This window comes from Paenibacillus sp. GCM10023252, assembly GCF_042653305.1.
Taxonomy (GTDB): Bacteria; Bacillota; Bacilli; order Paenibacillales; family Paenibacillaceae; genus Pristimantibacillus.
Map to the genome: position 1 here is coordinate 56,408 of NZ_JBHSHW010000021.1, position 23,667 is coordinate 80,074.

The 23,667-nt window shown below is 51.0% G+C and carries 19 protein-coding genes; 15 read left to right on the plus strand and 4 right to left on the minus strand.

Annotated elements, in window-relative coordinates; all coding sequences use genetic code 11:
* The first annotated feature begins 15 nt into the window (after positions 1-15).
* The 5 genes from ACFO9Q_RS11185 (at position 16) to ACFO9Q_RS11205 (ending at position 3,005) form a co-directional block, all read left to right on the plus strand.
* Entirely contained in the window at positions 16-522 is a 507-nt protein-coding gene (locus tag ACFO9Q_RS11185) for a hypothetical protein (RefSeq protein WP_379181863.1), read from the plus strand.
* Between the two features lie 30 nt (positions 523-552).
* Complete coding sequence (locus tag ACFO9Q_RS11190) at positions 553-894, plus strand: histidine triad nucleotide-binding protein (protein ID WP_379181865.1); 342 nt, start codon at positions 553-555, stop codon at positions 892-894.
* Positions 895-1,221: 327 nt separating this feature from the next.
* Complete coding sequence (locus ACFO9Q_RS11195; protein ID WP_379181867.1) at positions 1,222-1,656, plus strand: GNAT family N-acetyltransferase; 435 nt, start codon at positions 1,222-1,224, stop codon at positions 1,654-1,656.
* A 21-nt stretch (positions 1,657-1,677) separates the two neighbouring features.
* The gene (locus ACFO9Q_RS11200) at positions 1,678-2,394 is read left to right on the plus strand and encodes an alpha/beta fold hydrolase (protein WP_379181869.1); all 717 of its coding nucleotides are present in this window, start codon (positions 1,678-1,680) and stop codon (positions 2,392-2,394) included.
* A gap of 101 nt (positions 2,395-2,495) precedes the next feature.
* Positions 2,496-3,005: a hypothetical protein gene (locus ACFO9Q_RS11205; RefSeq protein ID WP_379181871.1), complete on the plus strand. Its 510-nt coding sequence runs from the start codon at positions 2,496-2,498 to the stop codon at positions 3,003-3,005.
* A gap of 99 nt (positions 3,006-3,104) precedes the next feature.
* On the opposite strand, the gene ACFO9Q_RS11210 is transcribed toward ACFO9Q_RS11205, so the two are convergent.
* Complete coding sequence (locus ACFO9Q_RS11210; RefSeq protein ID WP_379181873.1) at positions 3,105-11,243, minus strand: Ig-like domain-containing protein; 8,139 nt, start codon at positions 11,241-11,243, stop codon at positions 3,105-3,107.
* Positions 11,244-11,447: 204 nt separating this feature from the next.
* Between ACFO9Q_RS11210 and ACFO9Q_RS11215 the strand changes: the two genes are divergently transcribed.
* Entirely contained in the window at positions 11,448-12,611 is a 1,164-nt protein-coding gene (locus tag ACFO9Q_RS11215) for an iron-containing alcohol dehydrogenase (RefSeq protein ID WP_379182735.1), read from the plus strand.
* Between the two features lie 122 nt (positions 12,612-12,733).
* Here the strand turns inward: ACFO9Q_RS11215 and ACFO9Q_RS11220 are convergent, their stop codons facing one another.
* On the minus strand, positions 12,734-13,531 hold the full coding sequence (locus tag ACFO9Q_RS11220) for a helix-turn-helix domain-containing protein (protein ID WP_379181875.1): 798 nt from the start codon (positions 13,529-13,531) through the stop codon (positions 12,734-12,736).
* 139 nt (positions 13,532-13,670) lie between these two features.
* Between ACFO9Q_RS11220 and ACFO9Q_RS11225 the strand changes: the two genes are divergently transcribed.
* Positions 13,671-14,504 carry a phytanoyl-CoA dioxygenase family protein gene (locus ACFO9Q_RS11225; protein ID WP_379181877.1) on the plus strand — a complete coding sequence of 278 codons (834 nt, stop codon included), beginning with the start codon at positions 13,671-13,673 and terminating at the stop codon, positions 14,502-14,504.
* A 98-nt stretch (positions 14,505-14,602) separates the two neighbouring features.
* On the opposite strand, the gene ACFO9Q_RS11230 is transcribed toward ACFO9Q_RS11225, so the two are convergent.
* On the minus strand, positions 14,603-15,151 hold the full coding sequence (locus ACFO9Q_RS11230; RefSeq protein WP_379181879.1) for a DUF420 domain-containing protein: 549 nt from the start codon (positions 15,149-15,151) through the stop codon (positions 14,603-14,605).
* A gap of 242 nt (positions 15,152-15,393) precedes the next feature.
* On the opposite strand from ACFO9Q_RS11230, the gene ACFO9Q_RS11235 reads away from it, so the two are divergent.
* The 5 genes from ACFO9Q_RS11235 (at position 15,394) to dgoD (ending at position 19,634) form a co-directional block, all read left to right on the plus strand.
* Positions 15,394-16,122, plus strand: a complete 729-nt coding sequence (locus tag ACFO9Q_RS11235) for an amino acid ABC transporter ATP-binding protein (protein ID WP_379181882.1) — start codon at positions 15,394-15,396, stop codon at positions 16,120-16,122.
* Positions 16,123-16,156: 34 nt separating this feature from the next.
* Positions 16,157-17,032 (plus strand): glutamate ABC transporter substrate-binding protein, encoded by an 876-nt coding sequence (locus tag ACFO9Q_RS11240; protein ID WP_379181884.1) that lies wholly within the window; start codon positions 16,157-16,159, stop codon positions 17,030-17,032.
* Between the two features lie 33 nt (positions 17,033-17,065).
* Entirely contained in the window at positions 17,066-17,719 is a 654-nt protein-coding gene (locus tag ACFO9Q_RS11245) for an amino acid ABC transporter permease (protein ID WP_379181886.1), read from the plus strand.
* A 12-nt stretch (positions 17,720-17,731) separates the two neighbouring features.
* On the plus strand, positions 17,732-18,382 hold the full coding sequence (locus tag ACFO9Q_RS11250) for an amino acid ABC transporter permease (RefSeq protein WP_379181888.1): 651 nt from the start codon (positions 17,732-17,734) through the stop codon (positions 18,380-18,382).
* A 103-nt stretch (positions 18,383-18,485) separates the two neighbouring features.
* Positions 18,486-19,634 (plus strand): galactonate dehydratase, encoded by a 1,149-nt coding sequence (dgoD, locus tag ACFO9Q_RS11255; RefSeq protein ID WP_379181891.1) that lies wholly within the window; start codon positions 18,486-18,488, stop codon positions 19,632-19,634.
* Between the two features lie 40 nt (positions 19,635-19,674).
* Here the strand turns inward: dgoD and ACFO9Q_RS11260 are convergent, their stop codons facing one another.
* Positions 19,675-20,571 (minus strand): helix-turn-helix domain-containing protein, encoded by an 897-nt coding sequence (locus ACFO9Q_RS11260; protein ID WP_379181893.1) that lies wholly within the window; start codon positions 20,569-20,571, stop codon positions 19,675-19,677.
* A gap of 106 nt (positions 20,572-20,677) precedes the next feature.
* Here ACFO9Q_RS11260 and ACFO9Q_RS11265 point away from each other — a divergent pair, with 106 nt between their 5' ends.
* Genes ACFO9Q_RS11265 through ACFO9Q_RS11275 form a run of 3 tightly spaced genes read left to right on the plus strand, consistent with a single transcriptional unit; the run spans position 20,678 to position 23,606 of the window.
* On the plus strand, positions 20,678-22,093 hold the full coding sequence (locus ACFO9Q_RS11265; RefSeq protein ID WP_379181895.1) for a HEAT repeat domain-containing protein: 1,416 nt from the start codon (positions 20,678-20,680) through the stop codon (positions 22,091-22,093).
* 14 nt (positions 22,094-22,107) lie between these two features.
* Positions 22,108-22,449 (plus strand): UxaA family hydrolase, encoded by a 342-nt coding sequence (locus ACFO9Q_RS11270; RefSeq protein ID WP_379181897.1) that lies wholly within the window; start codon positions 22,108-22,110, stop codon positions 22,447-22,449.
* Positions 22,446-23,606, plus strand: a complete 1,161-nt coding sequence (locus tag ACFO9Q_RS11275; protein ID WP_379181899.1) for a UxaA family hydrolase — start codon at positions 22,446-22,448, stop codon at positions 23,604-23,606. The genes ACFO9Q_RS11270 and ACFO9Q_RS11275 overlap by 4 nt, the downstream gene beginning before the upstream one ends.
* Positions 23,607-23,667: the final 61 nt, after the last annotated feature.

The following is a 23,667-nucleotide window of genomic DNA, read 5'->3' on the forward strand; positions in this document are numbered from 1 at the left end:
GATTTAGGGGGCATTATGAAAAGAATAATACCAAACCAGAAACAATTATTGCTATTTGTTTTATGTGTTGCAGTGGTACTCTTCTGTATGGACTATGAACAGAACAGCTTATGGAGCAACGATAATATAAATAAGCCGATTCAGATTCGAGAGATTTCCACAACAAAAATGCAAAAAGCAGTCTACACGAGCGATGGTGATGGAGCACGAATCAAATTCGAAGATATTGATCTAACCCATGATGAGATATTAAGAATTGTGCAGTGGATTAATTTATCCCCAAAAGCTGACATTTCCAAGCTGGTTGCTGTTCCTGCAAATATAAGCATGGGAATCGTTATTCGAATGAAGTCTAAGCGGGAAGTCCGCATACAGTACAACCTCGAAAGTATATTTATAACTAAAATTGATGCCATAAAGGGTCAAGTCCAGTACTCCATTAAACAACCTAAGTTGAAGGAGTACTTTGATCAGCATCTTAAGGGATTTTACTTTGGACAAGACATGGTGAAGAAGCTTTAACATTAACGAATAGGAGGAGTACCAATCCTTATGTCTTCTTGTGTATTTTGTAACATTGTTTCGAGAGAAGTCCCAGCAGATATTATATATGAAGATACGGATGTGCTTGCTTTTTACGGACTTCATTTTATGGCTCCGGTTCACGCACTTGTCATTCCCAAAAAACATATAGAGAGCATTATGGACATTAAAGATGAAGACCAATCGGCTATCTATCGCTGTCATGTTAGTATTCAGCAAGTAGCGAAGAAGCTTGGAATTGCTGAATCGGGGTTCAGAGTTATAACGAATATTGGTAAAGACGGACAGCAAGAAGTTCCGCATTTGCATTATCATGTGATTGGCGGAAGGGAATTATCATGGCATATGTGATGAGGGCAGAGTATTGAAGTATTTCAGGATTGAGCTATGGGAAGGGCTGCAAACGATCGAAAGCAAACAAGAAAGCCGAAATCAATGGATAGAGAACGAAAAGCAATATATATTGCAGTTGGAAAAGTTAAAAGAACAATTGAGTTCTAGAAATTATCGCTTCTTCAGATTTGAGAGTCTACATGACGGACAGCTTGTAGCTCAGACAATATCAATACTCTCCAATATGAAGTTTTATTCAGCAGTGGTGCAACTCTGAAAATTGAATTCGGGACGTTCAGTTATAACAGAAGAAGATTTATGTTGTAAGTCTTGGGAGGTCTTGCCTTGATACATATTCGAGACTATATATCCACTGATCTCAGTGCAATTGCTGTGTTAATGGGGGAGCTAGGATATCCTACATCCGAACATGACATGGATAAAAGAATGGCTATCATTAACTCTGATCCTTCGTATTTCACCTTTGTTGCTGAACATGAGGGAATTGTTGCAGGAATGATTGGAGTGCGTCTTCTAAGTAATTATGAGATTGATGGTCCTGTGACCCAAATATCTGCATTAGTCGTTCATTCGGAGTACAAGGGAAGAGGAATAGGTAGGTCCCTAATGGGATTTGTTAATAGCTGGTCAGCTGAAAAAGGGTCATCCGTGTTATATCTAACAAGCGGAATGAAGGAAGAACGAAAAGCGGCGCATAAATTTTACAAGGGAATGGGTTATGAGATTACGGGTTATCGCTTTGTTAAACTAAGACAGTGATAAGGGAAGGGGGCACTACTAATGGCGCTTGATTCAAGCTTTTTCTATAACCCTAATCGGATACATTATATGGATTCTAAGCCTTTATCGGATGCTTCTATGGTTCCCCTTATCATCTGCCCTGGATTGTCGGAGACAGCGGAAGAATATGAAGATATGTTGATGGAGCTTCTGCCTAGACGTGGCATTGTACTATCCTTCCGCGGGAGAGGTCAGAGTGAGACTCCTCTAACTGGTTACGATCTGCATGATCATGTTGAAGACTTGGAAGGATTAGTTGAACATCTGTCGCTCAGGACTTTTCACCTGTTAGCTAATTCGAGAGGAGTCTCCTATGCCTTAGCTTACGTTGAGCGCAACTCTAGCAAGGTTAAGAGTATCCTATTAGAAGATTACCCTCCAGAGCACAAGGCCATGCCAGATGGTTGGGCTGACGAATACATTCATAATTACTTAATTCCATACCGTAGAGTCACAAATATTACTCGGACAGCAGTCAGGGGGATTCAGGAACAATCCACTCAGCTGTATCTAACTCACAAATTATATATGCCGACACTTATTTTAAGGGGGATGTTAGAGGATAGTCTGATCTCAGAAGAGCATATGTCGAGATATCGTGAGATGAGTGAGGAGTGCAAGGAGGTCCAGTTTCATGAGTCTGGACATAATATTCGGAGTACTGAACGGGAGAAGCTTCATCAGACTATACGTGAGTTTTTAATAAAAGCTGACTGAGGCTTATCCAGGAATGAGCTCGGAAGCAGGTTCGTTAAGAAGCAGATTGATTATCCCTATCAGAAACAGACAATCACCAATGTCAGTAAGGAATGAACGTTATGAAGTTAGGCAAGGCCGTCATGATTCGCTTTATTATTTTTCAGGTGTTGTTTTTTATCCCCGTCATAATAAGTGTGCTTACTATTGCAATACAGGTTAAGGCTTCGGTCTCGGTAAGTGAGCTGCTTGGCTTTACCAAGGAACCATATGACTTCATGAGCAAATTTAACATGAATGCAGAGGATGTAGACATTATTGAGTTTTTTGCAGATCCTGAGCGGATTCCTGAGGGGTTCCACGACGAACAGGAACGAGAGATGCTAAGAGACAATGATTATCCAGTCCCTGGTTACTTCTATGCATCTGTCATACTCCTTGTCATCTATGCCGCCTCCTACTTGTTCCTTGTCAGCAAATTACATGGACCCTTCATCTACAGATGGCTGCCAATGCTAGCTACTATCACAATAAGTGCTTATCTCCTCTACAGTTATGCAGGAAACTATATGGTCTTAACTAACACATCTGAGTATTATCTCTATCGAGTATTGGAGAGTGTTGGGCTGTAAAAGCTGGCTTGTCGTAAAGTGTACCAAGAATGAAAAAGAGGCTAACCTTCAAACAAAATGAAGGTTAGCCTTTTTTAAATAAACGCTGGTTACTTCAACTTACTCCTCATCATCTGGCTCAATGGTTACAGTGACAGTTGCAGTTGTTGTTCCCCCGCGCCCATCCGAGATGGTTACAAGGAAGGAGTCTACACCTGATACATTGGCATTCGGCACGTAGATGAAGCTGCCATCAGCGTTCAGCTGTACGATACCGAGATTCGGACCTCGGCTGAGCGAGAAGGTGAGCGGGTCACCATCAGGATCACTGGCTGTTACTGTTCCTCGTACTGGTGTATTCTCCAGGGTGAAGATCGATAGATTGCTCGCTGTCGGAGGCCGGTTGCCAGCCGCTGGTGCATTGCCTCCTATGACATTAACTGTAACGGTAATAATGACCGAACCGCCATTCCCATCGGATGCCCGAATCGTGAATCTCTCTGTACCTACGAAGTTCGCATTCGGAATATAGGTGAAGGTACCGTCGGCGTTCACAATGGCCTCTCCGTTCACCGGAGGTTGATTCAACGAGTAGGTGATGGCATCATTCTCTGGATCTGCTGCAATAGCGCGTCCGCTGACCGGAACGCCTTGCGGAGTCGTTAGTGTAATATTATCACCGTATGGCGGGATGTTCGGCGCGAGCGGCGATACATTGACCACGACCTCGGACTGCGAAGTTAATCCATAGCCGTCGTATACCTGGAAGAGGAAGCTGTCGGGTCCGACATAGCCTGGATTAGGGGTATAGATGAAGCCCCCATTCTCAATGTCAACCACAACCGATCCATTCGTCGGGTTACGAACGATGGTATAGAGCAGCGGATTGTTATTCGGATCCGTACCGGTCACGATGTTGATGGTTGGTGTATTGAAGTAGACGATAATTGCAGCTGCATCCGCTCTAGGCGGCAGGTTATATACGCCAACTGTAATGGTAGATAGTGCGGTTGCGCCATGAACATCGGTCACGAGCACGGTGAATACATCAGTGCCAATGAAGCCTAGATCTGGTGTATAGAAGTAGCTGCCATCCGCGCTAAGGAGCAGGGTACCACTCTTCGGAGGAGTCTGTACCGTGTAAGTGAGCGGTCCTCCGTTCGGGTCCGTAGCAACAATCTGACCTTGTGTCCGAATATTCTGCGGTGTGGAGATGACATTGCTCTCTGCGATCGGCGGGATATTGAGTACGTTAATCGTGACTGTGGCCACACCGGACGCGCCGCCAACATCTGTACCAAGCACGGTGAAGGAGTCTACCCCGACGAACCCGAAGTTAGGGGTATACGTGTAGGTTCCGTCTGGATTCACGAGGACTGTTCCGTCCGTTGGCGGTGCGTTAAGGCTGTAAGTGAGTGGCCCGCCATCCGGATCCACGCCAGTTACTGTACCACCAACTGGCGTTGTGCCTGAAGTAGACACTTCAATATTCTGCAGCACTGGCAGTCGGTTAATGACGTTAATCTGAACGGTAGATACGGCTGTGCCCCCGGTAGGTGTCGTCACCAAGACGGTGAAGGAATCTAGACCGCTGAATGAAGGGGCCGGGGTGTAAGTGAAGGTCCCGTCCGGATTCACGAGGACTGTTCCGTTCAGCGGCTGAGAATTAACGGTGTACGTAATGGGATCTCCGTTAGGATCAGTAGCTACGACCTGACCGTTCAGCGGCGTATTCTGGAACGTAAGATAGGCATAAGCCTGAACGATTGGCGCTTGATCGAACACCGTAATCGTAATGGTACTGACTGCCGTCAGACCTGCCGGATCAGAGACAATGACGGTGAAGCTGTCTGTACCTGTGAAGCCAGCATTAGGCGTATACGTGAACTGTCCATTCGGATTAACGACCGCTGACCCATTCAGAGCAGGAGAGTTCAGGGTGAAAATAAGCGGATCATTATTCGGGTCAGTTGCACTGACCTGACCTTGTATGGCCGTTGCAGCTGGCGTGCTCAGCGTAATGTTCTGAGTGACTGGCGGCAGGTCGAATACTTCAATGATGACACTGGCTACAGCTGAGAGCCCATTCGGATCGGTGACCAATACAGTAAAGGCATTCGTACCTACAAAGAATGGATTAGGTGTGTACACGAAGGATCCATCTGGATTCAGTACGACCGTTCCGTTGCTTGGCAGCGAATTAAGTGTATAGGTCAGAGGGTCTCCGTCCGGATCAACTGCGCTCACCACACCGTTCACCGGAACATTCTCCGGGGTACGGAGAGTGATGGATTGAGCAATTGGCGGTTGATCAATGACACTAATGACAACAGTAGCGACGGAAGTTAATCCTGCAGGGTCCGTAACGACGACCGTGAAGGAATCCGTGCCAACGAACTCTAAGTTCGGAGTGTAGGAGAAGGTGCCGTCTGGATTCACAGATGCCGTTCCATTCACAGGTACAGAATTAAGGGCGAATACGAGCGGGTCACCGTCTGGATCAATGGCTGTTACCTGACCGGTAATAGATATATTCTCTGGTGTCGTCAAGCTTAAGTTCTGAGCAGTCGGCGGCTGGTCGAACACGTTGATGGTAATGGTCGCGATTGCGCTAGCGCCCGAAGGATCACTAACCGTGACGGAGAACGCATCTGTACCAACGAAGTTCAGATTCGGCGTGTACGTGAAGCTGCCGTCTGGCGCAAGAGCTGTCGTTCCGTTCAATGGTGTATTCGTTAATGTGTAAGTGAGCGGGTCGCCATCCGGATCAGAGGCGGCAACTTGTGCGCTAACGACCGTATTCTGAGGTGTATGATAGGTTGCATTCTGTGCAAAAGGCGGCTGGTCGAACACGTCAATGGTAATGGTCGCTATGGCAGAGAGCCCGGAAGGATCGCTTACCCTCACAGTAAAAGCATCCGAGCCTACAAAGCCAAGATTCGGCGTGTACGTGAAGCTGCCATCCGGGCCAACGACTGCCGATCCATTCACGGCTTGCGTATTCAATACGTAAGTCAACGGATCGCCATTCGGATCGCTAGCGATGACTTGGCTCGAGACCGGAATATTCTCCGGCGTCCTCAGGCTCAGGTTAGACGTGACTGGCGGCTGATCGTAGACGGTAATGGTAACCGTCGCGAAGGCAGACATGCCGAACGGATCTTGAACTTGGACGGTGAAGGAATCTAAGCCAATAAAGTTCAAGTTCGGTGTATAAGTGAAGCTTCCATCACCATTAATCAATACTTGCCCATTCGCTGGTATTGAATTCAAGGTGAAGGTGAGTGCATCGCCGTTCGGGTCGCTCGCTGTTACTTGGCCGCTGACAGGGAAGTTCTCCGGAGTCGTCAGAGACAAGTTCTGGGCTGTTGGCGGCTGATCGAATACGTTAATCGTAACCATGGAGGACACGATTCCGCCGAATCCATCGTTCACGAGCACAGTGAAGGAATCTACTCCGACATAGCCTGGTTTCGGAGTGTAGGTGAAGTTGCCATTCGGTGCAACGACTGCGACTCCATCTGTTCCAGGCGAATTAAGGGAATAGGTTAGAGGGTCGCCGTCTGGATCGGATGCCGTTACCTGTCCGGATATAGCAATATTCTCAGGCGTGTTCAGGTACACATTCTGAGTCGTCGGAGGCTGGTTGAACACCGTCACCGTCACGACAGACAGCGCCGTTCCACCCAGCCCGTCGCTGACGGTAATGGTGAACGTATCTGTTCCAATGAAGTTCAAGTTAGGCGTATACGTGAAGGTTCCTACTGGATTCGCTACCGCCGTACCGTTCGCAGCTGGAATTGTGACGGCATATGAGAGCGGGTTGCCATCCGGATCTGAAGCTGGAATTGGGCCGCTAACCGGCACATTCCTAGGCGTAGAAGCCGCTGTATCTTGTGCGACGGGTGGCTGATTGGAGACGTTGACCGTAACGGTCCCAATGGAGGATGCGCCTTGGGAATCAATTACGATGACAGTGAATGTATCCGTGCCAACGAATCCAACGTTAGGCGTGAAGGTGAAGGTGCCGTCTGGATTCACGATGACGGTGCCGTTAGCTGGAGGAGTGTCCAAGGCGAACGTAATCGGATCCCCATCCGGGTCGACCGCAATGACCTGGCCGTTAACCGGCACATTCGTCGTCGTGTTCACGGTCAGATCTTGAACGATTGGCGGTTGTGTAACGACATACACCGTTACGGTAGAGACAGCCGTTCCCCCATTCGTATCCGTGACGAGCACCGTGAAGGTATCCTGACCAACGAATCCGACATTAGAGGTGTAAGTGAACGTTCCATCCGGATTCACGAGCGCCGTACCATTCGCAGGCGGAGTATTCAGGGTGAACGTAATAGCATCCCCGTTAGGATCAGTAGCAGGCACTTGACCATTAACAGGAATGTTCTGCAACGCATTCAAGGTCACATCTTGTGTGACAGGCGGCTGGTTGAATACAGTCACCGTAACATTGGAAGTCGCACTTCCGCCAGAAGGATCCGTTACAGAGACGGTGAAGGTATCAACCCCGACGAATCCGGTATTCGGCGTATAGGTGAATGTACCATCCGTATTCACGATTACTGTACCTGAGGCTGGAGGAGAGTTAAGGGTGAATATTATCGGATCGAAGTTCGGATCAGTAGCCGTCACTTGACCGTTGACAGGGAAGTTCTCAGGTGTAGCGATAGCAATATTCTGAGTAATCGGCGGAAGATTGAATACGTTGACAGTTACTGTTGAGATGGCACTAGCTCCGAATGGATCACTGACGGTTACGGTGAAGGCATCCATACCTACGAAGGAGTTGTTAGGCGTATAGGTGAATGTCCCGTCAGGATTAAGGACAACTGTACCGTTCACTGGTGCTGCATTCAGGGTGAAGACGAGTGGATCCCCATTCGGATCGGAAGCCGTCACTTGCCCGTTAACGGCAAAGTTCTCCGGTGTACTAACGGCCAGATCCTGTGTTACTGGTGGATTGTTGAACACCTCAATTCGCACGGTAGCAATATCCGATAGTCCAGCAGGGTCGGATACGATGTAATTGAAGGCATCCGTACCAACGAATGAGGCAGCTGGTGTATAAGTGAAGGTACCGTTCGCATTCACTACTGCTGTTCCATTCACAGGGGAGGATAGCAGGGCGAAGGTAAGCGGATCTCCATCCGGATCAGTAGCCGTCAATGTGCCGTTGATTGCCGTATTCTCGGGTGTGGAGTAGGAAGCATCCTGGGCAACAGGCGGCTGGTCGAAGACGGTAATACGAATGGTTGCAATATCCGATAAGCCGAACGGATCCGTTACAATAATATTGATGACGTCTGATCCGATGAAGGCAGCATTAGGCGTATAAGTGAAGGAGCCATTCGGATTCACGACGACCGTCCCATTCGATGGTCCTGAGAACAGGGCGAAGGTGAGCGGATCTCCGTTAGGGTCTGTAGCCGTTACTGCTGAACTGATCGGTACATTCTCCGGGGTCGACAAGTCTAGATCCTGAGCGACAGGCGGCTGGTCATACACATTAATGGTTACTGTGCCTACATCCGACTCATTGCTAGGGTCAGTTACGAGATAAGTGAAGGAGTCTACACCAACGAATCCATTGTTCGGAGTGTAGGTGAACGTTCCGTCTGTATTGACAATGGCTATACCATTAGCCGGAGGTGAGTTGATCGCATACACAAGCGGATCCCCATTGGGATCGGTAGCGACAACTTGGCCGCTGACAGCGAAGTTCTCTGGTGTGGTAATCGTATAATCTTGAGCAATAGGAGGAAGGTCATAGACGGTAATGATGACCGTACCTGAGTCGTTCAGACCGAACGGATCTGTCACTTGGAAGGTGAAGGAATCATTGCCTACAAATCCTGTTGCAGGTGTATAGGTGAAGGTGCCGTCTGAGTTGAATACAAGAGTCCCATTGCCTGGAGTTGAGCTCAAGCTGAATACGAGCGGATCTCCGTTGGGATCCGATGCTGTCACTGTACCATTAACCGGGAAGTTCTCAGGCGTAAGCAGGGTTAAGTCTTGAGCGACAGGAGGAAGATCATAGACGTTAACAGATACCGTTGAGATGACGGATGCGCCATTGGAGTCAGTAATGAGTACCGTGAACGTATCCGTTCCGACGAATCCAGCCCCTGGGGTATACGTGTAGCCTCCTGTTGGAGTAACCACAGCCACACCGTTCACAGCAGCTGAGTTCAAGGTGAAGGTCAGCGGATCTCCGTCTGGGTCTACAGCTGTAATCTGCCCATTGACTGCAATATTCTCCGGTGTGGAGATCGTCACATTCTCGGATATTGGTGCTTGGTTGTATACCGTTATGGTCACGGTGGACACCGCAGTTGCTCCGTTCTGATCGCTTACCAACACGGTGAAGGAGTCCGTGCCAATGAATCCGAAGTTCGGTGTATAGGTGAATGTCCCGTCGGATTGAACGACAGCCGTACCGCTGGTTGGCGAGGAATTCAGCTGGAAGGTGAGGAAGTCGCCATTCGGATCCGTAGCACTCACCTGGCTCGTCACCACGGTGTTCTCCGGTGTCTCGAAGCTTAGATCGGAGGTGACGGGCGGTTGATTCGTTACGACGATAGTTATCGTAGAGATGGCTGTTCCGCCTTGGCCGTCGGAAGCAAGCACGGTGAAGGAATCCGTGCCGACGAAGAAGGTATTCGGTGCATAGGTGAAGCTGCCGTCCAGATTGACGGAAGCTGCTCCGGCGGAAGGATTGGAATTCAAGGTGAAGGTGACGGGATCGAAGTCAGGATCCGTAGCGGTCACTAGTCCATTAACGGAGAGATTCTCCGGAGTAGTCAGATTGTAATCCTGTGTAATAGGCGGCCGATTGCCTACGGAGGTATTCACTCCATTAGAAGCATTCGACCCGGACGTGATGGGCGATCCGGGGAAGCTCTGGAAGGAATAATTAACGAATGCAATATTCGTCAAGGTGGAGCCGACAGGACGAGATAATACCGATGTGGAATAGGTAACCGTCCTCGATACGCCAGGGGCAATGGTACCCAGGTCAACGCCAGACTCCGGACTTAGTCCAGGCTGAGTCACACCATCAATCGTCACACTTCCGGGAATGAACGCTGAATTATCCGGTATGGCATCGCTAAGCAGCACTAGATTAGCGGATGCGGTTCCCGTGTTCTTGGCCACCACGGTATAAGTCAGTGTCTCTCCAACGAGTACGGTCGTCTTGTCCGCGCTCTTGGTCGTGACGAAGACCGGGGCATTCACATCAACCTGAAGCCCAAGCGCGTTAATGACATATACATCAACGGAGGACGTACCTTGCAAGGATGCAGAGGATTGGGAGTTGGTCAGGAAGGGAGAGACATCTACATTCGTTATATCCCAGCCTTGACGACGGCCAATCTCTGTAGCTCCGAGCGGGCTGTTCAGATTGCCGAAGGTGCCGCTGGTGTCCAGCAATCCATCGTCACCATTAATCTGTGAACAGAAGAAGTTGCCTACGGGATTATTCGGACCAGCGATAGGCTGCAGGCCGGCTGGATTCGGCCCGAATCGCATCTGATCGCCAACATTGCTAGAATCGCCCTCTTGAGCGCTCACCATTAATCTGCCCTTAATAGCTCCTGTCACCGGAGTAAGGAAGCCGCTGACGGTTGCTACGTTGCCGGCGACTCCGTTCACGAGCTCGGCCCCGACGAAGATCGTCATATTGCGTGAAGGCAGTGTTGGGTTCCCATAGATGACAGCAAGGGTCCATCCGCAGTTATTCTCTGAATTGCTTAGCGGAGCTACAATGCCGGGAACACGTCCGCAGCTGTAGGCTCCCGCGCCTCCCTGCTGAACAAGCTGCGTAACATTAGCAGAGCGAACATAATATTGTCGGGTAGGGGCTAGATTGAAGGCGGTGGCAGGATCGGGCGCAACGCTGAATCGGCCTGCTGGTGTTGCGAAGGTAACAGAATCGTTAATATTGGAGCTTACACTGACATTCCCGAACGCATAGCTGGCTGCCCATAAGAGCTCGGCATAGATGACGGTACTCATGCTAGGCATCCTTAAGAAGGCTAACGATTCGTTCAAGCGGTAATCCAAGGTGGTCCCGGCAGGATAGTTAGTGGCGCGGAGGGACGTATTGAGTGTAATGAAGGCGCCGATTGAATCTCGTATTCCTTGATTATTCGTGTTAAGCTCCTTCGCTAATCCCATCGTGTTGCCAGTGAAGGTGACGGCACCATTAGCCGTTGTGTTGAATCGAGTGATATAGGGCATGACTCCTCCTTATAGATAAGAATGTAGATCGTTGCACTTTTACATACTTATTCGCAGGCTCTTGCTGTGTATACAATAATTTTCCAATAAAATCCCAATTCTTGTCCCGTCCAAAATGATGCAAAGTTCTGTAATGATGTGCAGTACAGTTGTGTATGATATAATGAATCCGGTTCTATACGATTCAGAAGGAGCAAATAAATGATGATACCATTCTTACAACATAATCCGACCAAGCTCTGGTTCGGAGCCGGACAGATTGACAAGCTGCAGCTAGAGATTGGTAAGGGTGCGCGGGTGCTGCTTGTCTATGGCGGCGGGAGCATCAAGCGCAGCGGGCTGTATGGCCAAGTTATGGATCAGCTTAGCCAGATTGGAGCAGAAGTGGTGGAGCTGGCGGGGGTTGAGCCCAACCCTAGGCTAAGCACCGTGCAACGCGGGATTGAGCTATGCCGGGAGCGTGAGGTCACGATGATCCTCGCAGTAGGCGGGGGCAGTGTCATTGATTGTGCGAAGGCGATCTCGATCGGAGTGCCGTACGAGGGGGATGTATGGGATATCATTACCCGGAAGGCGACTGCGTCGTCTGCCCTTCCATATGGGACCGTGCTCACGCTCGCGGCTACAGGCTCCGAGATGAACAACATCTCCGTCATTACGCATTGGGAGAAGAATGAGAAGCGCGGCTGGGGGAGCCCGCTCGTCTACCCTGCCTTCTCCATCCTGGATCCGGCGTATACAGTAACCGTCCCGCTCGATCAGACGATCTACGGCATCGTAGATATGATGTCGCATGTGCTGGAGCAGTACTTCCATCGGACGGCTAACGCTCCCATGCTGGACCGATTCATGGAGTCGGTACTGCTGACCGTCATGGAGGCTGCTCCGAAGCTGGTGAAGGATCTATCTAATATAGAGCCTAGAGAGACAGTCATGTACGCAGGGACAACAGCGTTCAATGGCCTGTTGTCGAGTGGAACGGATGGAGGAGACTGGGCTTCCCATCAGATCGAGCACGGATTGTCAGCGGTATACGATATTCCTCACGGGGGCGGACTTGCGGTCCTGTTCCCTAACTGGATGGCACACTCCGCAGAGTATGATCCATCGAGAATGGCTCTGCTTGCGGTTCGTGTACTAGGCGTTGATCCAGCAGGCAAGTCTGAGCTGGAGGTAGCGATGGATGGGGCAGAGGCGCTCCGCAGCTTCTGGAACAGTCTGGGTGCGCCTAGCCGGCTTGCAGACTTCGACATTGACAGCAGCAGGCTGGATGAGCTGGTGGAGAAGTCGTTCATGAAGGATTCCATTGGCGGCTACAAGCCGATGACCCGGGACACCGTTAGAGATATACTGATTCGTTCCATGTAGCAGGATAGGTAATAATGTTTGTAAGCCAAGAGCCCAGCCTTCAGCAGTCGATGCCGACTGTATGATGGCTGGTTTTTTTTTGTGACGAGCAGCTCATGGATCAAGACAGAGTGAAGGCGGTGTCAACGCTTCTTCACTTGGGAAGGCGGAATGCCGGTTACCTGCTTGAACTGCCGGCTGAAGAAGTAGATGCTCTGATAGCCGAGCGCATCCGCGACTTCCCCGACGGTCATACCGTGATGGCGAAGCAGGTATTCTGCTCGCTCAATTCTCCTCGCAATGGAGTAGTTCTCGGCGGTAATGCCCATCACTTCCTTGAACTTGAGGGAGAAGTAACGAGGAGAGAGGTGGGCGATTGCTGCAAGCTCGGCTAGATTGAAGCGGCGGCCTGGATTCTCTCGTATGAAGACGGCAACGTCTGTCATAGCTGCGGTGAGCGGGTGGGCCGTAGAGCCGTCATGTTCACGAGCTCTAGCCGCTTCGCGCTCATACGTGTGAAGCATGAGATTCATCAGCAGATTAGATTCCTGCTCATAACCTTCCGCATGCCGGTTCATGGCGACTACATAACGGTCCAGATAAGCTTCAATCGCAGTAGGATCATCGAACGTTATGCGTGATGGAAGGCGTTCCAACGAGTGATTACCTTCAGGCGCAGAGAAGTGAATATACGTCACGTGGAGAGGGTTATTCGGATCATGTCCTGCATAGGTCAGATCCTCCGGCCGGAATAAGTAGCAATCACCGCGATGCACCTGCTCCGTTCTGCCATTCAGATGCATATAGCCTTCGCCCCTCCATACATACCACAAGTCATAATCGGTGAAGGGAAGATCCATTCGCTGCCACTTCCAGGAAGGCTCGCACACAGTCTTCCCATAGGCAAGAGGATTCAGCTCCCACTTGGTATAAGGTATCATCTCTCGTATAATCCCTCCTTCACATAAGTAGTTAAGTGCAAATGATAAGGATGGTTGGTGCATTTCATAATAAGCATATTGTACGTAAAATACAGATAAGGAACAACACTAAAGTTCAAATCAGAGAGGGGAAGGTACAATGGCAGAAGCCTTAACACCTGAACAAATATCGGAGAAGCTATATCGGTTCGATCGGGTCGCTGATAAGCTTGAACGGCTGTCAGATATCGGGGAGGAAGCGCTGAAGCAGTACCAGACTCAGGGGTTCTTGGGCATTAATAAGGCGCTGAGTGAGCAAGAGGTTAGTACAGCTATAGCAGCCATCGTCGACATTATTACTTATGAGAATCAAGGAGCTAAGCTGCAATATGTGAAGCCGCTAAGCGAGCTGCCTACAATCGAGGATCGAGAGCTGGCCCTTCGCAAAATCTACGACTTCACCTCAGAGGATGGTAATGAGAGGCTGAAGGCCATCGCTAATCATCCGAGTATTCTTGCAGCAGCAGAGAAGATTCTCGGGGAGAAGCCTAAGCTCGTACAGGATATGGCGCTGCTGAAGCCGCCGCATGGCGGAGGGGAGAAGCCTTGGCATCAGGATATGGCCTACGGCAATCTTGCTTATGATAAGTCCGTCGTGGGGGTGTGGATTGCACTTGATGATGCGGACCTCGATAATGGCTGTATGCACGTTATTCCGGGTTCGCATGCAGGGGGAGCCATTCCCCACTATGCTATCCGAGACTGGCAGATCTGCGATCTGCATGTGCCGGTGGAGCGGGATGTTGCTGTTCCGCTCCCATCAGGCGGACTCATGCTGTTCCATGGCCTGCTGTCGCACGGAACACCGTACAACCATTCTGTGAAGCGTCGCAGAGCGCTGCAGTTCCACTATGTCGGGGAGTCGGCCGTGAGACTGTCGCCTAAGGAATATAAGAGATTCTTCACGAACGAGATGACTGGAGCAGAGTGTTAGAAGGTCTTCGTTCGTCCTGCTAGGCAAGCAAGAGCCCAACATCCGACCGCTAAGACAGCGATCGTATGTTGGGCTTTTTTGGTCCAGACATGTATCTGTTAAGCATAGTAAGGAGAGATCATCAGGTACACAATAACGCCCGACAGAGAGACATACAGCCAGATCGGCATCGTCCACCGCGCAAGCTTCCGATGCTTGTCCACCTTCATCTGCAGACCGCGCACGACCGTGAACAGAGCGAGCGGTACGATAGCTGCGGCAAGGACAATATGGGTAATGAGGATGAAGTAGTAGATGCCAGCAACCAGTCCTTCCCCGCCGAAGGAGGTAGATTCAGCCATGGAATGGTAAGTAAGGTAGGACACCAGGAAGAAGGTGGTCGTCGTGAAGGCCGCGAAGATGAACCGCCTGTGCCACGTAATATTCTTCTTAGCCGCTATCATGTAGAGAGCAAGCAGCAGGAACAGGAACGTGAAGCCGTTCATGACAGCATTGAACAGCGGCAGCAGGATGAGGGTATCATGCTCGGCATCCCCTAATTGAGGCAGGAACAGCAGGGCAAGCACAATGCCGTTAATTAGAGCAGTCAACCCAATAATAATCCAAGTAATGGCTCTCTCTGGTATAGCTCGAGTCGATTTATCCATGTGTGACATATCCCCTTCTGACCTTATATGAAAATAAGTGAACTAAGCTAATTGTAATGGAATCTCGTCATAATTCAATGAACAAGGGAGGGCAATTGTGTGTAGATCTATTGAACATTAGACTTCCATGATTCACCAATCCTTATTCTGGGTTAATGAATAGATACATATATTCTTACAGGGGTGCGGTCTGCCTGCTGGAGGTACTAGGCTACATGAAGACTGAGGAGAGGAGGAAGAGGATGATTGAATTCCGGAAGGTGGACAAGTACTTCGGCAAGTTCCAGGTGCTAGCTGACATTAATCTGCATGTCGAACAAGGAGAAGTGGTAGTCGTCGTCGGACCTTCCGGTTCGGGGAAGAGTACGCTGCTTCGCTGCATTAACGGGCTGGAGCAGATCTCGAGTGGAGAGCTCAAGGTGAATGGAGAGCTGGTAGGCGGCAAGCAGACGAACATGAACAAGCTGCGCAGTGAGATCGGCATGGTATTCCAGCACTTCAACCTGTATCCCCATCGGACTGTGCTGCACAATATTACGCTAGCCCCGATGATGGTCCGAGGTCTGTCGGAGAAGGAAGCGAAGGAGACAGCGATGCTCTACCTGGAGAAGGTAGGCATTGCGGAGAAGGCTGACGCCTACCCCTCTCAGCTGTCGGGCGGTCAGCAGCAGCGGGTAGCAATCGCCAGAGGGCTGGCTATGAAGCCGCGCATTATGCTGTTCGATGAACCAACCTCCGCGCTAGACCCGGAGATGATTGGCGAGGTGCTTGAAGTCATGAAGGCGCTGGCCCGTGAGGGCATGACGATGGTTGTGGTCACACATGAGATGGGATTCGCCAGAGAGGTTGGGAGCAGGGTAGTGTTCATGGATGAAGGCAGGATTGTAGAGGAAGCTCAGCCTGCAGCCTTCTTCGCAAGTCCGAAGGCGGAGCGGGCGAAGCTGTTCCTGAGCCGGCTCATTAATCATTAAGACTATATGTTACATATAGAAGAGGAGATGCGAGATGGAGAGAACAATGAAGCTTCCACTGGTCCTTATTGGTATGATGATGATGCTTGTGCTGGCGGCGTGCGGCGCTAATAATGCAGACCCTGCGAACAATGGGAATAATGCGCCGGCCACGAACGGGAACACTGGCGGCTCGGGCGGCGAGGAAGGCAGCGCTACGCTGGATGCCATCACGGAACGCGGCAAGCTGGTCGTCGGCGTGAAGTTCGATACCAAGCTGTTCGGTCTGAAGGACCCAGGCTCAGGCGAGGTGGAAGGCTTCGATATTGATATCGCGAAGGCGATTGCAGCGAAGCTGGTTGGAGATGAGAGCAAGATCGAGCTGAAGGAAGTCACGTCCAAGACGAGAATTCCTATGCTGAACAACGGCGAGATTGATCTCATCGTAGCTACGATGACGATTACAGAGGAGCGGAAGAAGGAAGTCGACTTCTCTGACGTATACTTCAAGGCTGGGCAGTCGCTCTTAGTGAAGAAGGGCAGTTCGATTCGCAGCATTGAAGATGTGACCAAGGACACGAAGGTGCTCGGTGTGAAGGGTGCCACTTCCATTAAGAATATTGAGGACCGTGTGGAAGGGCTGCGCGTGCAGCAATACGAGAATTATCAGGACGCGTTCACTGCGCTGAAGGCTGGTCAAGGTGAAGTGTTGACAACGGATAACGCGATTCTTTTCGGCATGACGAAGCAGGATCCCGGCTATGAGGTCGTAGGCGGAACCTTCACAGATGAGCCGTACGGGATCGCGATGAAGAAGGGCAGTGCTGCACTCAATGAGAAAGTGAATGAAGTGCTGAGCGACCTGAAGACGAGCGGAGAGTATGACAAGATCTATGAGAAGTGGATTGGCGAGAAGCCTCCTGCTGAATAAGTCAAGCAGCTTAAGGAAGTGGAGGGCACGTGCATGATTGACTTCGACATCTTAACGAACTATTCGGACTTATATCTAGAGGGCATTGTACAGACGATCTATGCGAGTGTCCTCGCCTTGGCAGGAAGCTTCGTCCTTGGAGTCCTCATCGCCATCATGCGTATCACGCCTGTTAGAATGCTCAATGTGCTTGGAGCAGCCTATGTGGAGTTTTTCCGGAACATCCCGCTGCTCCTCGTCGTCTACTTGTTCTTCCTGGGTCTTCCTGCGCTCGGAATTGTACTCGATGGCTTCGTCTCCGGCACACTTGGGCTCATGATCTACACCTCATCCTATATTGCAGAGGCAGTTCGAGCGGGCATCCAGGCAGTGCCCAAGGGCCAGACAGAGGCAGCACGCTCATCCGGACTAAGCTATGGACAGACGATGCGAGCCGTAATATTGCCGCAAGCCATCAAGATCGTCATACCGCCGATTAGCAATCAGTTCCTGAATCTAGTGAAGAATTCCTCCATCCTTAGTGTCGTATCCGGCTTCGACCTCATGTACTTCGGTGATATTGTCAACTCGGAGACGTATGATACAGTTAGTTCGTACGCCTTCGTCGCGGTCTTCTACCTCATCCTGACGATTCCGCTAAGCTTCGCCTCCCGTACGCTGGAGCGCAGGCTGCTGCGGAGCGGATAGGGGGAGGGGACAATGGATTTTACAGCTGCTTATTCCAGTGACAATCTAGCGTTCCTGTTCGAGGGCTTCGGGCTGACCTTATGGCTGGCGCTGCTAGCTATCGTGTTCAGCTTCATTCTCGGCTGCTTGCTGGGCATTATACGATTCATGAAGGTTCCTGTGCTGTCTCCGGTTGTGGGGCTGATGGTGGAGATGACCCGCAATCTTCCGCTGCTGCTGCTTATCTTCTTCGCAAGGTTCGGCTTGCCGGAGCTTGGCGTGAACTTGCCTCCGTTCTGGGCAGCAATCGTTGCGCTAACGGTATTCGAAGCAGCAATGATTGCCGAGATTGTGCGAAGCGGGTTGCTGTCGGTTGACAAGGGAGTGGTGGAAGCGGCGCGCTCTTCGGGATTAACGTATGCGCAGACGATGCAGCACATTATACTGCCAATCGGCCTGAGGAGAATGGTACCGCCGCTCGTTAGTCAATTCATCTCCTTGCTGAAGGACACTTCCCTCACCGTCATTATTACGCTTGGCGAGATGATGCATCATGCGAATATTATTATGGGACAGAATCCGAATATCGTCTTCCCAATTCTAATTCTAGCTGCATTGCTGTATTTTATCGTCAACTATGGATTATCTATCGTTGCCAGGAGGCTTGAAGCAAGGCAAGCTTAGAAGCCATGTCATGTGTCCCGGTGTTGCTCCTTGTGGAGCGCAGCGGGATTGCGTACTATTATCGGGTGTTAATGGACAGCAATACTTGTGGGAGGGACTATCTATGAAGATTACAAGCATCGAACTGTTCAAGGTGCCGCCGAGGTGGCTGTTCCTGAGAATGACGACGGATAACGGTCTCGTCGGCTGGGGAGAGCCAATCGTGGAGGGTAAGGCGGACACGGTGAAGGCAGCAGTGGAGGAGCTATCCGTCTACCTCATCGGCCAGAATCCCCAGCGTATCGAGGATCTGTGGCAAGTGATGTATCGAGGTGGGTTCTACCGCGGCGGCCCTATTCTTGCAAGCGCTATCTCTGGTATTGAGCAAGCGCTCTGGGACATCAAGGGCAAGTATTACAACGCACCGGTATATGAGCTGCTGGGCGGTTCTTGCCGGGACAAGATTAGAGTGTACAATTGGATTGGCGGAGACCGTCCGTCAGATGTACGTTCAGCAGTTAAGCGCCAGATGGAGTCCGGAATTACAGCAGTGAAGATGAATGCAACGGAAGAGCTGCATTATATTGATTCACACAGCAAGATTGATGGAGTCATCGAGCGTGTAGCTGCTGTAAGGGAGACAGGCGGGACGGACTTCGGGATAGGAATTGACTTCCACGGGCGTGTGCACAAGGCGATGGCGAAGATGTTGGTCAAGGAGCTTGAGCCGTACAAGCTAATGTTCATTGAGGAGCCCGTACTCCCCGAGAATAATGAGGCGCTGCGGGAGATTGCACGCCATACGACCATTCCGATTGCGACAGGGGAACGAATGTATACCCGCTGGGGCTTCAAGGAGCTGCTGCAGCAAGGGTATGTAGATATTATCCAGCCTGATGTCTCTCATGCAGGGGGCATTCTCGAGACTCGCAAGATTGCTGCCATGGCTGAGGCATATGATGTTGCGTTAGCGCCTCATTGTCCGCTAGGTCCAATCGCGCTTGCTGCCTGTCTTCAGGTGGATGCTTGCTCTCCGAATGCCTTCATCCAGGAGCAGAGTCTGGGCATTCATTATAATCAGGACGGAGATCTGCTCGACTATCTGGTGGATATTGAATGCCTGCAGTATGAGGATGGGTTCGTATCGATGCCGCAAGGGGCGGGACTCGGTATCGAGGTGCATGAGGAGAAGATTAGGGAGCTTGCGAAGCGAGGCCATGACTGGCGCAACCCGCTCTGGCGGAATGAGGATGGCACGGTAGCGGAGTGGTAAGGTGAAGGAGCGTGTGGGAGCCCGTGGAGGCTCCCTTGTCTCACGTATGGAAGGTGGAGCGATACTCTGTAGGCGTATAACTAGTCTCCTTACGGAAAAACTTCGCAAAGTGATTCGTGTCCTTGAATCCCGTCTGATCGGCAATATCCTTGATGCTCATCGAAGTTGTTGCAAGCAGCATTTTCGCTTTCTCTGCTCGTTTGCGGCTTACGTATCTTAACGGGGAGATCCCGAAGTTCTTCTTGAAATAGGCAATAAAATAATTCGGGTGCAGATGCAGCTCCTTCGCCAAATCTTCGATGCGCATAGAGGCGCTCAGATGCTCGTTAATATAGTGTTGTATGAGCTTCATCCGCTCGATATCCTCAGATCGATGCTGCAGCACACGAATGGGCACGCTCTCTAAGTATCGAGCGATAATCTCGAGCAGAATGGCCTTCTCCCGCAGCCTGGCCAGCGAAGAGGCATTCCTATAATGGTTGCGCAGTTCCTCGAATAATCCGGCCATCTCCTCTAGATTCTCAACTTGAATACTTAAGGGGACCCCAATCCATTGGAACAGATCAACGGGTCCTACCATAGCTGTGAAGTGGCACCAATACTTCCCGTAAGTATGCTCGCTCACGGTAGAATAAGATTGCTTCGTATAAGCCGGCATTAGACACAGCTCTCCAGCCTTCGGATACAACTGCTGGTCGCCTATACGAAGCCAGCCGTCACCCTCTTGAATAAAGTATAGCTTATTGTATTCGGGGGTATAATCGACATCTCTCCAGCTTGCCGTGCATTTGGTATAATGCGCGGCAAGCACCTGCACCTGCAGCGTCTGGAGCAGATCAGCTACGGTTCGGTCCTCGCTTCTGGCGGGCATTAGGCTGGCAGTCCCTTCTGTTCGTTCCTTCCCTTCACTATAATGGAATATCACTGATTTGAACATGATGATGTTAACTTTATACAGCTACTCCTTAGCTTCATCCATAGGAATGGATTCGCTTCCATTCTATACTGAAGAGGAAGTGATTCTTACAAGGAGGCGAACAGATATGGGGCAAGACGCACCGCTGTTATTAACGGATGAGCAGATGAGATCATTCATCTTGAACGGTTATCTGCTTCTAAGCACAGACTTCACACCGGAGTTCCATGAGAGGCTGGTTGAGCAGTTGAACCATGTATACAAGGAAGAGGGGAACCCAGGCAACAATATCCTGCCTCGCATTCGTGATCTGCAGAGAGTGTTCGAGCATCCCGTCATTACAGGCGCTCTGACGAGTGTGCTCGGCCGGAATTATCTGCTTCATACGCATCGGCACGGTCATTACAATGCCGTGAGCACCCCAGGCGGCTGGCACAAGGATTCCTATTGGGGGCACGCACGCATGCGGAACCATCATCCGTGGTGGGCAATGATCATGTACTTCCCGCAGGATACCCCGGTGGAGCTCGGTCCGACTGGAGTCATGCCGGGCACTCAGTATGAGTCGAGCCGTACGTTCGCCGAGGACGAATCAACAGAGGAAGTGCAGGCGAGCGGTCAGGCAGGCACCTTCGCCCTCATCCACTATGATATCTGGCATCGCTCCACGCCTAATCTGTTAGGCAAGCCTAGATATATGCTGAAGTTCGAATTCATGCGGACCGAAGTGCCTGTATCTCCAACATGGAATAACAAGCAGCTGGAATGGGATAAGCTTGCAGCTGGTGCAAGTGATCATGCTCGTAACGGGGTAATTGCAGAGGAAGTCTGGAGCTGGCTGTGCGGCCGTGTTGGAGGACTGGCGGGAACGAAGCAAGGGGATCAAGGACAGCTGGATGACTTGAAGGCCCAGTTAGAGAGGGAGGAAGAGAAGGCTGCTCTTCAAGCGGCTTATACGCTAGCTCGATATGGTGAGCCTGGTGTTCAAGTACTTCTTCAAGCGCTCCATCATGAAGAGGTCGCCGTATCGCGAACTGCGGCGTATGGATTATCCACAGCCGGAGGCGAAGCCGTAAGCGGTCTGACTGCTGCCTTAGGAGATGCCAGGAATGAGACGGTCATTCATGCTGCTCATGCCTTAGGAGAATTGAGGGAATATGCAGTAGAGGCTATTCCCCAGTTGCAGGGGCTGCTGCAGCACTCCTCGGCAAAAGTTCGACGAGCGGCTGCGGATGTGCTGGGCATGTTCGGAGGGAAGTCATCCGCTGCAGAGGCAGCGGTTAGCGGACTGATAGAAGGACTGTCGGATGAGGATGCTCAGGTTCGATTCATGTCGGCATTATCACTGACGCGCTATGGCAAGAGCGCTGCTGCGGCCGTACCTCATCTCGCGCAAGTGCTCGAGGATGACAATCGGTATGTGAGAGGGCATGCTCTTGAGGCCCTTCGGTATATTGGCACTACGGAAGCGAATGAGATTCTAATGAGAGAATTGTTCAACAGTCGCTGGTGCTCATCCACCACGCCTGCGAGCACATTCTAGCTGGAGGTTAAGCTATGGTGCATAAGGATATATCGGCCGGAGCAGATGCCATCATCATGGACAATCGTGACGATGTAGCAACCGCGCTAAGAGAGTTGACAGCCGGACAGTCAGCTCGATACCGACTTGAAGATCGTCAGGCAGAGACCTTGCTGAAGGATGACATCCCGTTCGGTCATAAGTTCGCCATCAAGCCGATTCGCAGCGGAGAGCCTGTTCGCAAGTATGGGGAAGTGATCGGTCAGGCGACATCCGCCATTGAGGCAGGCTGCCATGTTCATGTTCATAATCTGGAAGGAATCCGGGGGAGAGGCGATCGAGCTGGCTCGGACGTTGACCAGGTGACTGCAGGATGAGGACAATACCAGGCTACATCAGACCTAACGGGGAGATTGGCATTCGCAATCATCTCTTAATCATCCCGACAGTCATCTGTGCGAATCAAGTGTGCAATCGAATGATGCAGATGGTGCCGGGAGCGATCTCCATTCCTCATCAGCATGGCTGCAGCCAGATTGGCTCAGACAAGGATCGTACGTTCGATGTGCTCGCCGGGACGGGAATGAACCCGAATGTCGGAGCCGTCATTATTGTGAGCTTAGGCTGTGAAGTGGTGGATCCTGCCGCCTTGGCAGATCGGATTCGTACGACAGGCAAGCCGGTTGAGGTGTTCGATATTCAGTCCGTCGGTGGTTCCCTTAAGGCTATCCAATATGGGGTCGAGATTGCGAAGCGGCTGCAAGCGCAATTGGACGATGAACCTAGAGCTGCGGTGCCTCTGAGCAAGCTCAAGGTCGCTGTGAAGTGCGGAGGCTCCGATGCGACATCGGGGATGGCATCGAACCCAGCGCTAGGGAATGCTGCTGATCTGTTAATCGGAGAGGGCGGTACGATCGTCATCGGCGAGACGACAGAGATTATTGGAGCAGAGCATGTGCTGGCTGAGCGTTGTGCAAGTGATGAGACAGCGAGTGAGCTGTACCGAATCGTGCATCGCTTCGAAGCGGAAGTAGAGCGGATGGGGGCGGATATGCGCGGCGGCAATCCAAGCCCCGGCAATATTGCAGGAGGACTATCGACGATTGAGGAGAAGTCTCTGGGGTGTATTAGCAAGTGCGGCACAGCTCCGATTCACTCCGTCATTGAATATGCAGAGCAGATTCCAGAGGGTGGACTGTACTTCATGGATTCGCCTGGCAATGATATTGAATGTGTATCAGGCATGGCGGCCGGGGGCGTGCATCTCGTATGCTTCACGACTGGACGAGGAACGCCAACCGGCGCCGCGGTCGTACCCGTCATTAAGATTACGGGCAATCAGAATACGTTCAGCAAGATGGAGGACAACATGGACGTCGACGTCAGCGGCATGCTGGACGGCACGCTCAGCTTAGCAGAGGCAGGAGAGCGAATCTGGCGGGAGATTGTAGAGGTAGCGGAGGGTCGCTGGACTAAGGCGGAGCTGCTAGGCCATCAGGAATTCAGTATTAACCGAATCGGACCGAGCCTATAATGGTGTGTTGAGTGAAAAAAAGGCACCACAGAACCCTCTTATCAAGAGGTAATCTGCGGTG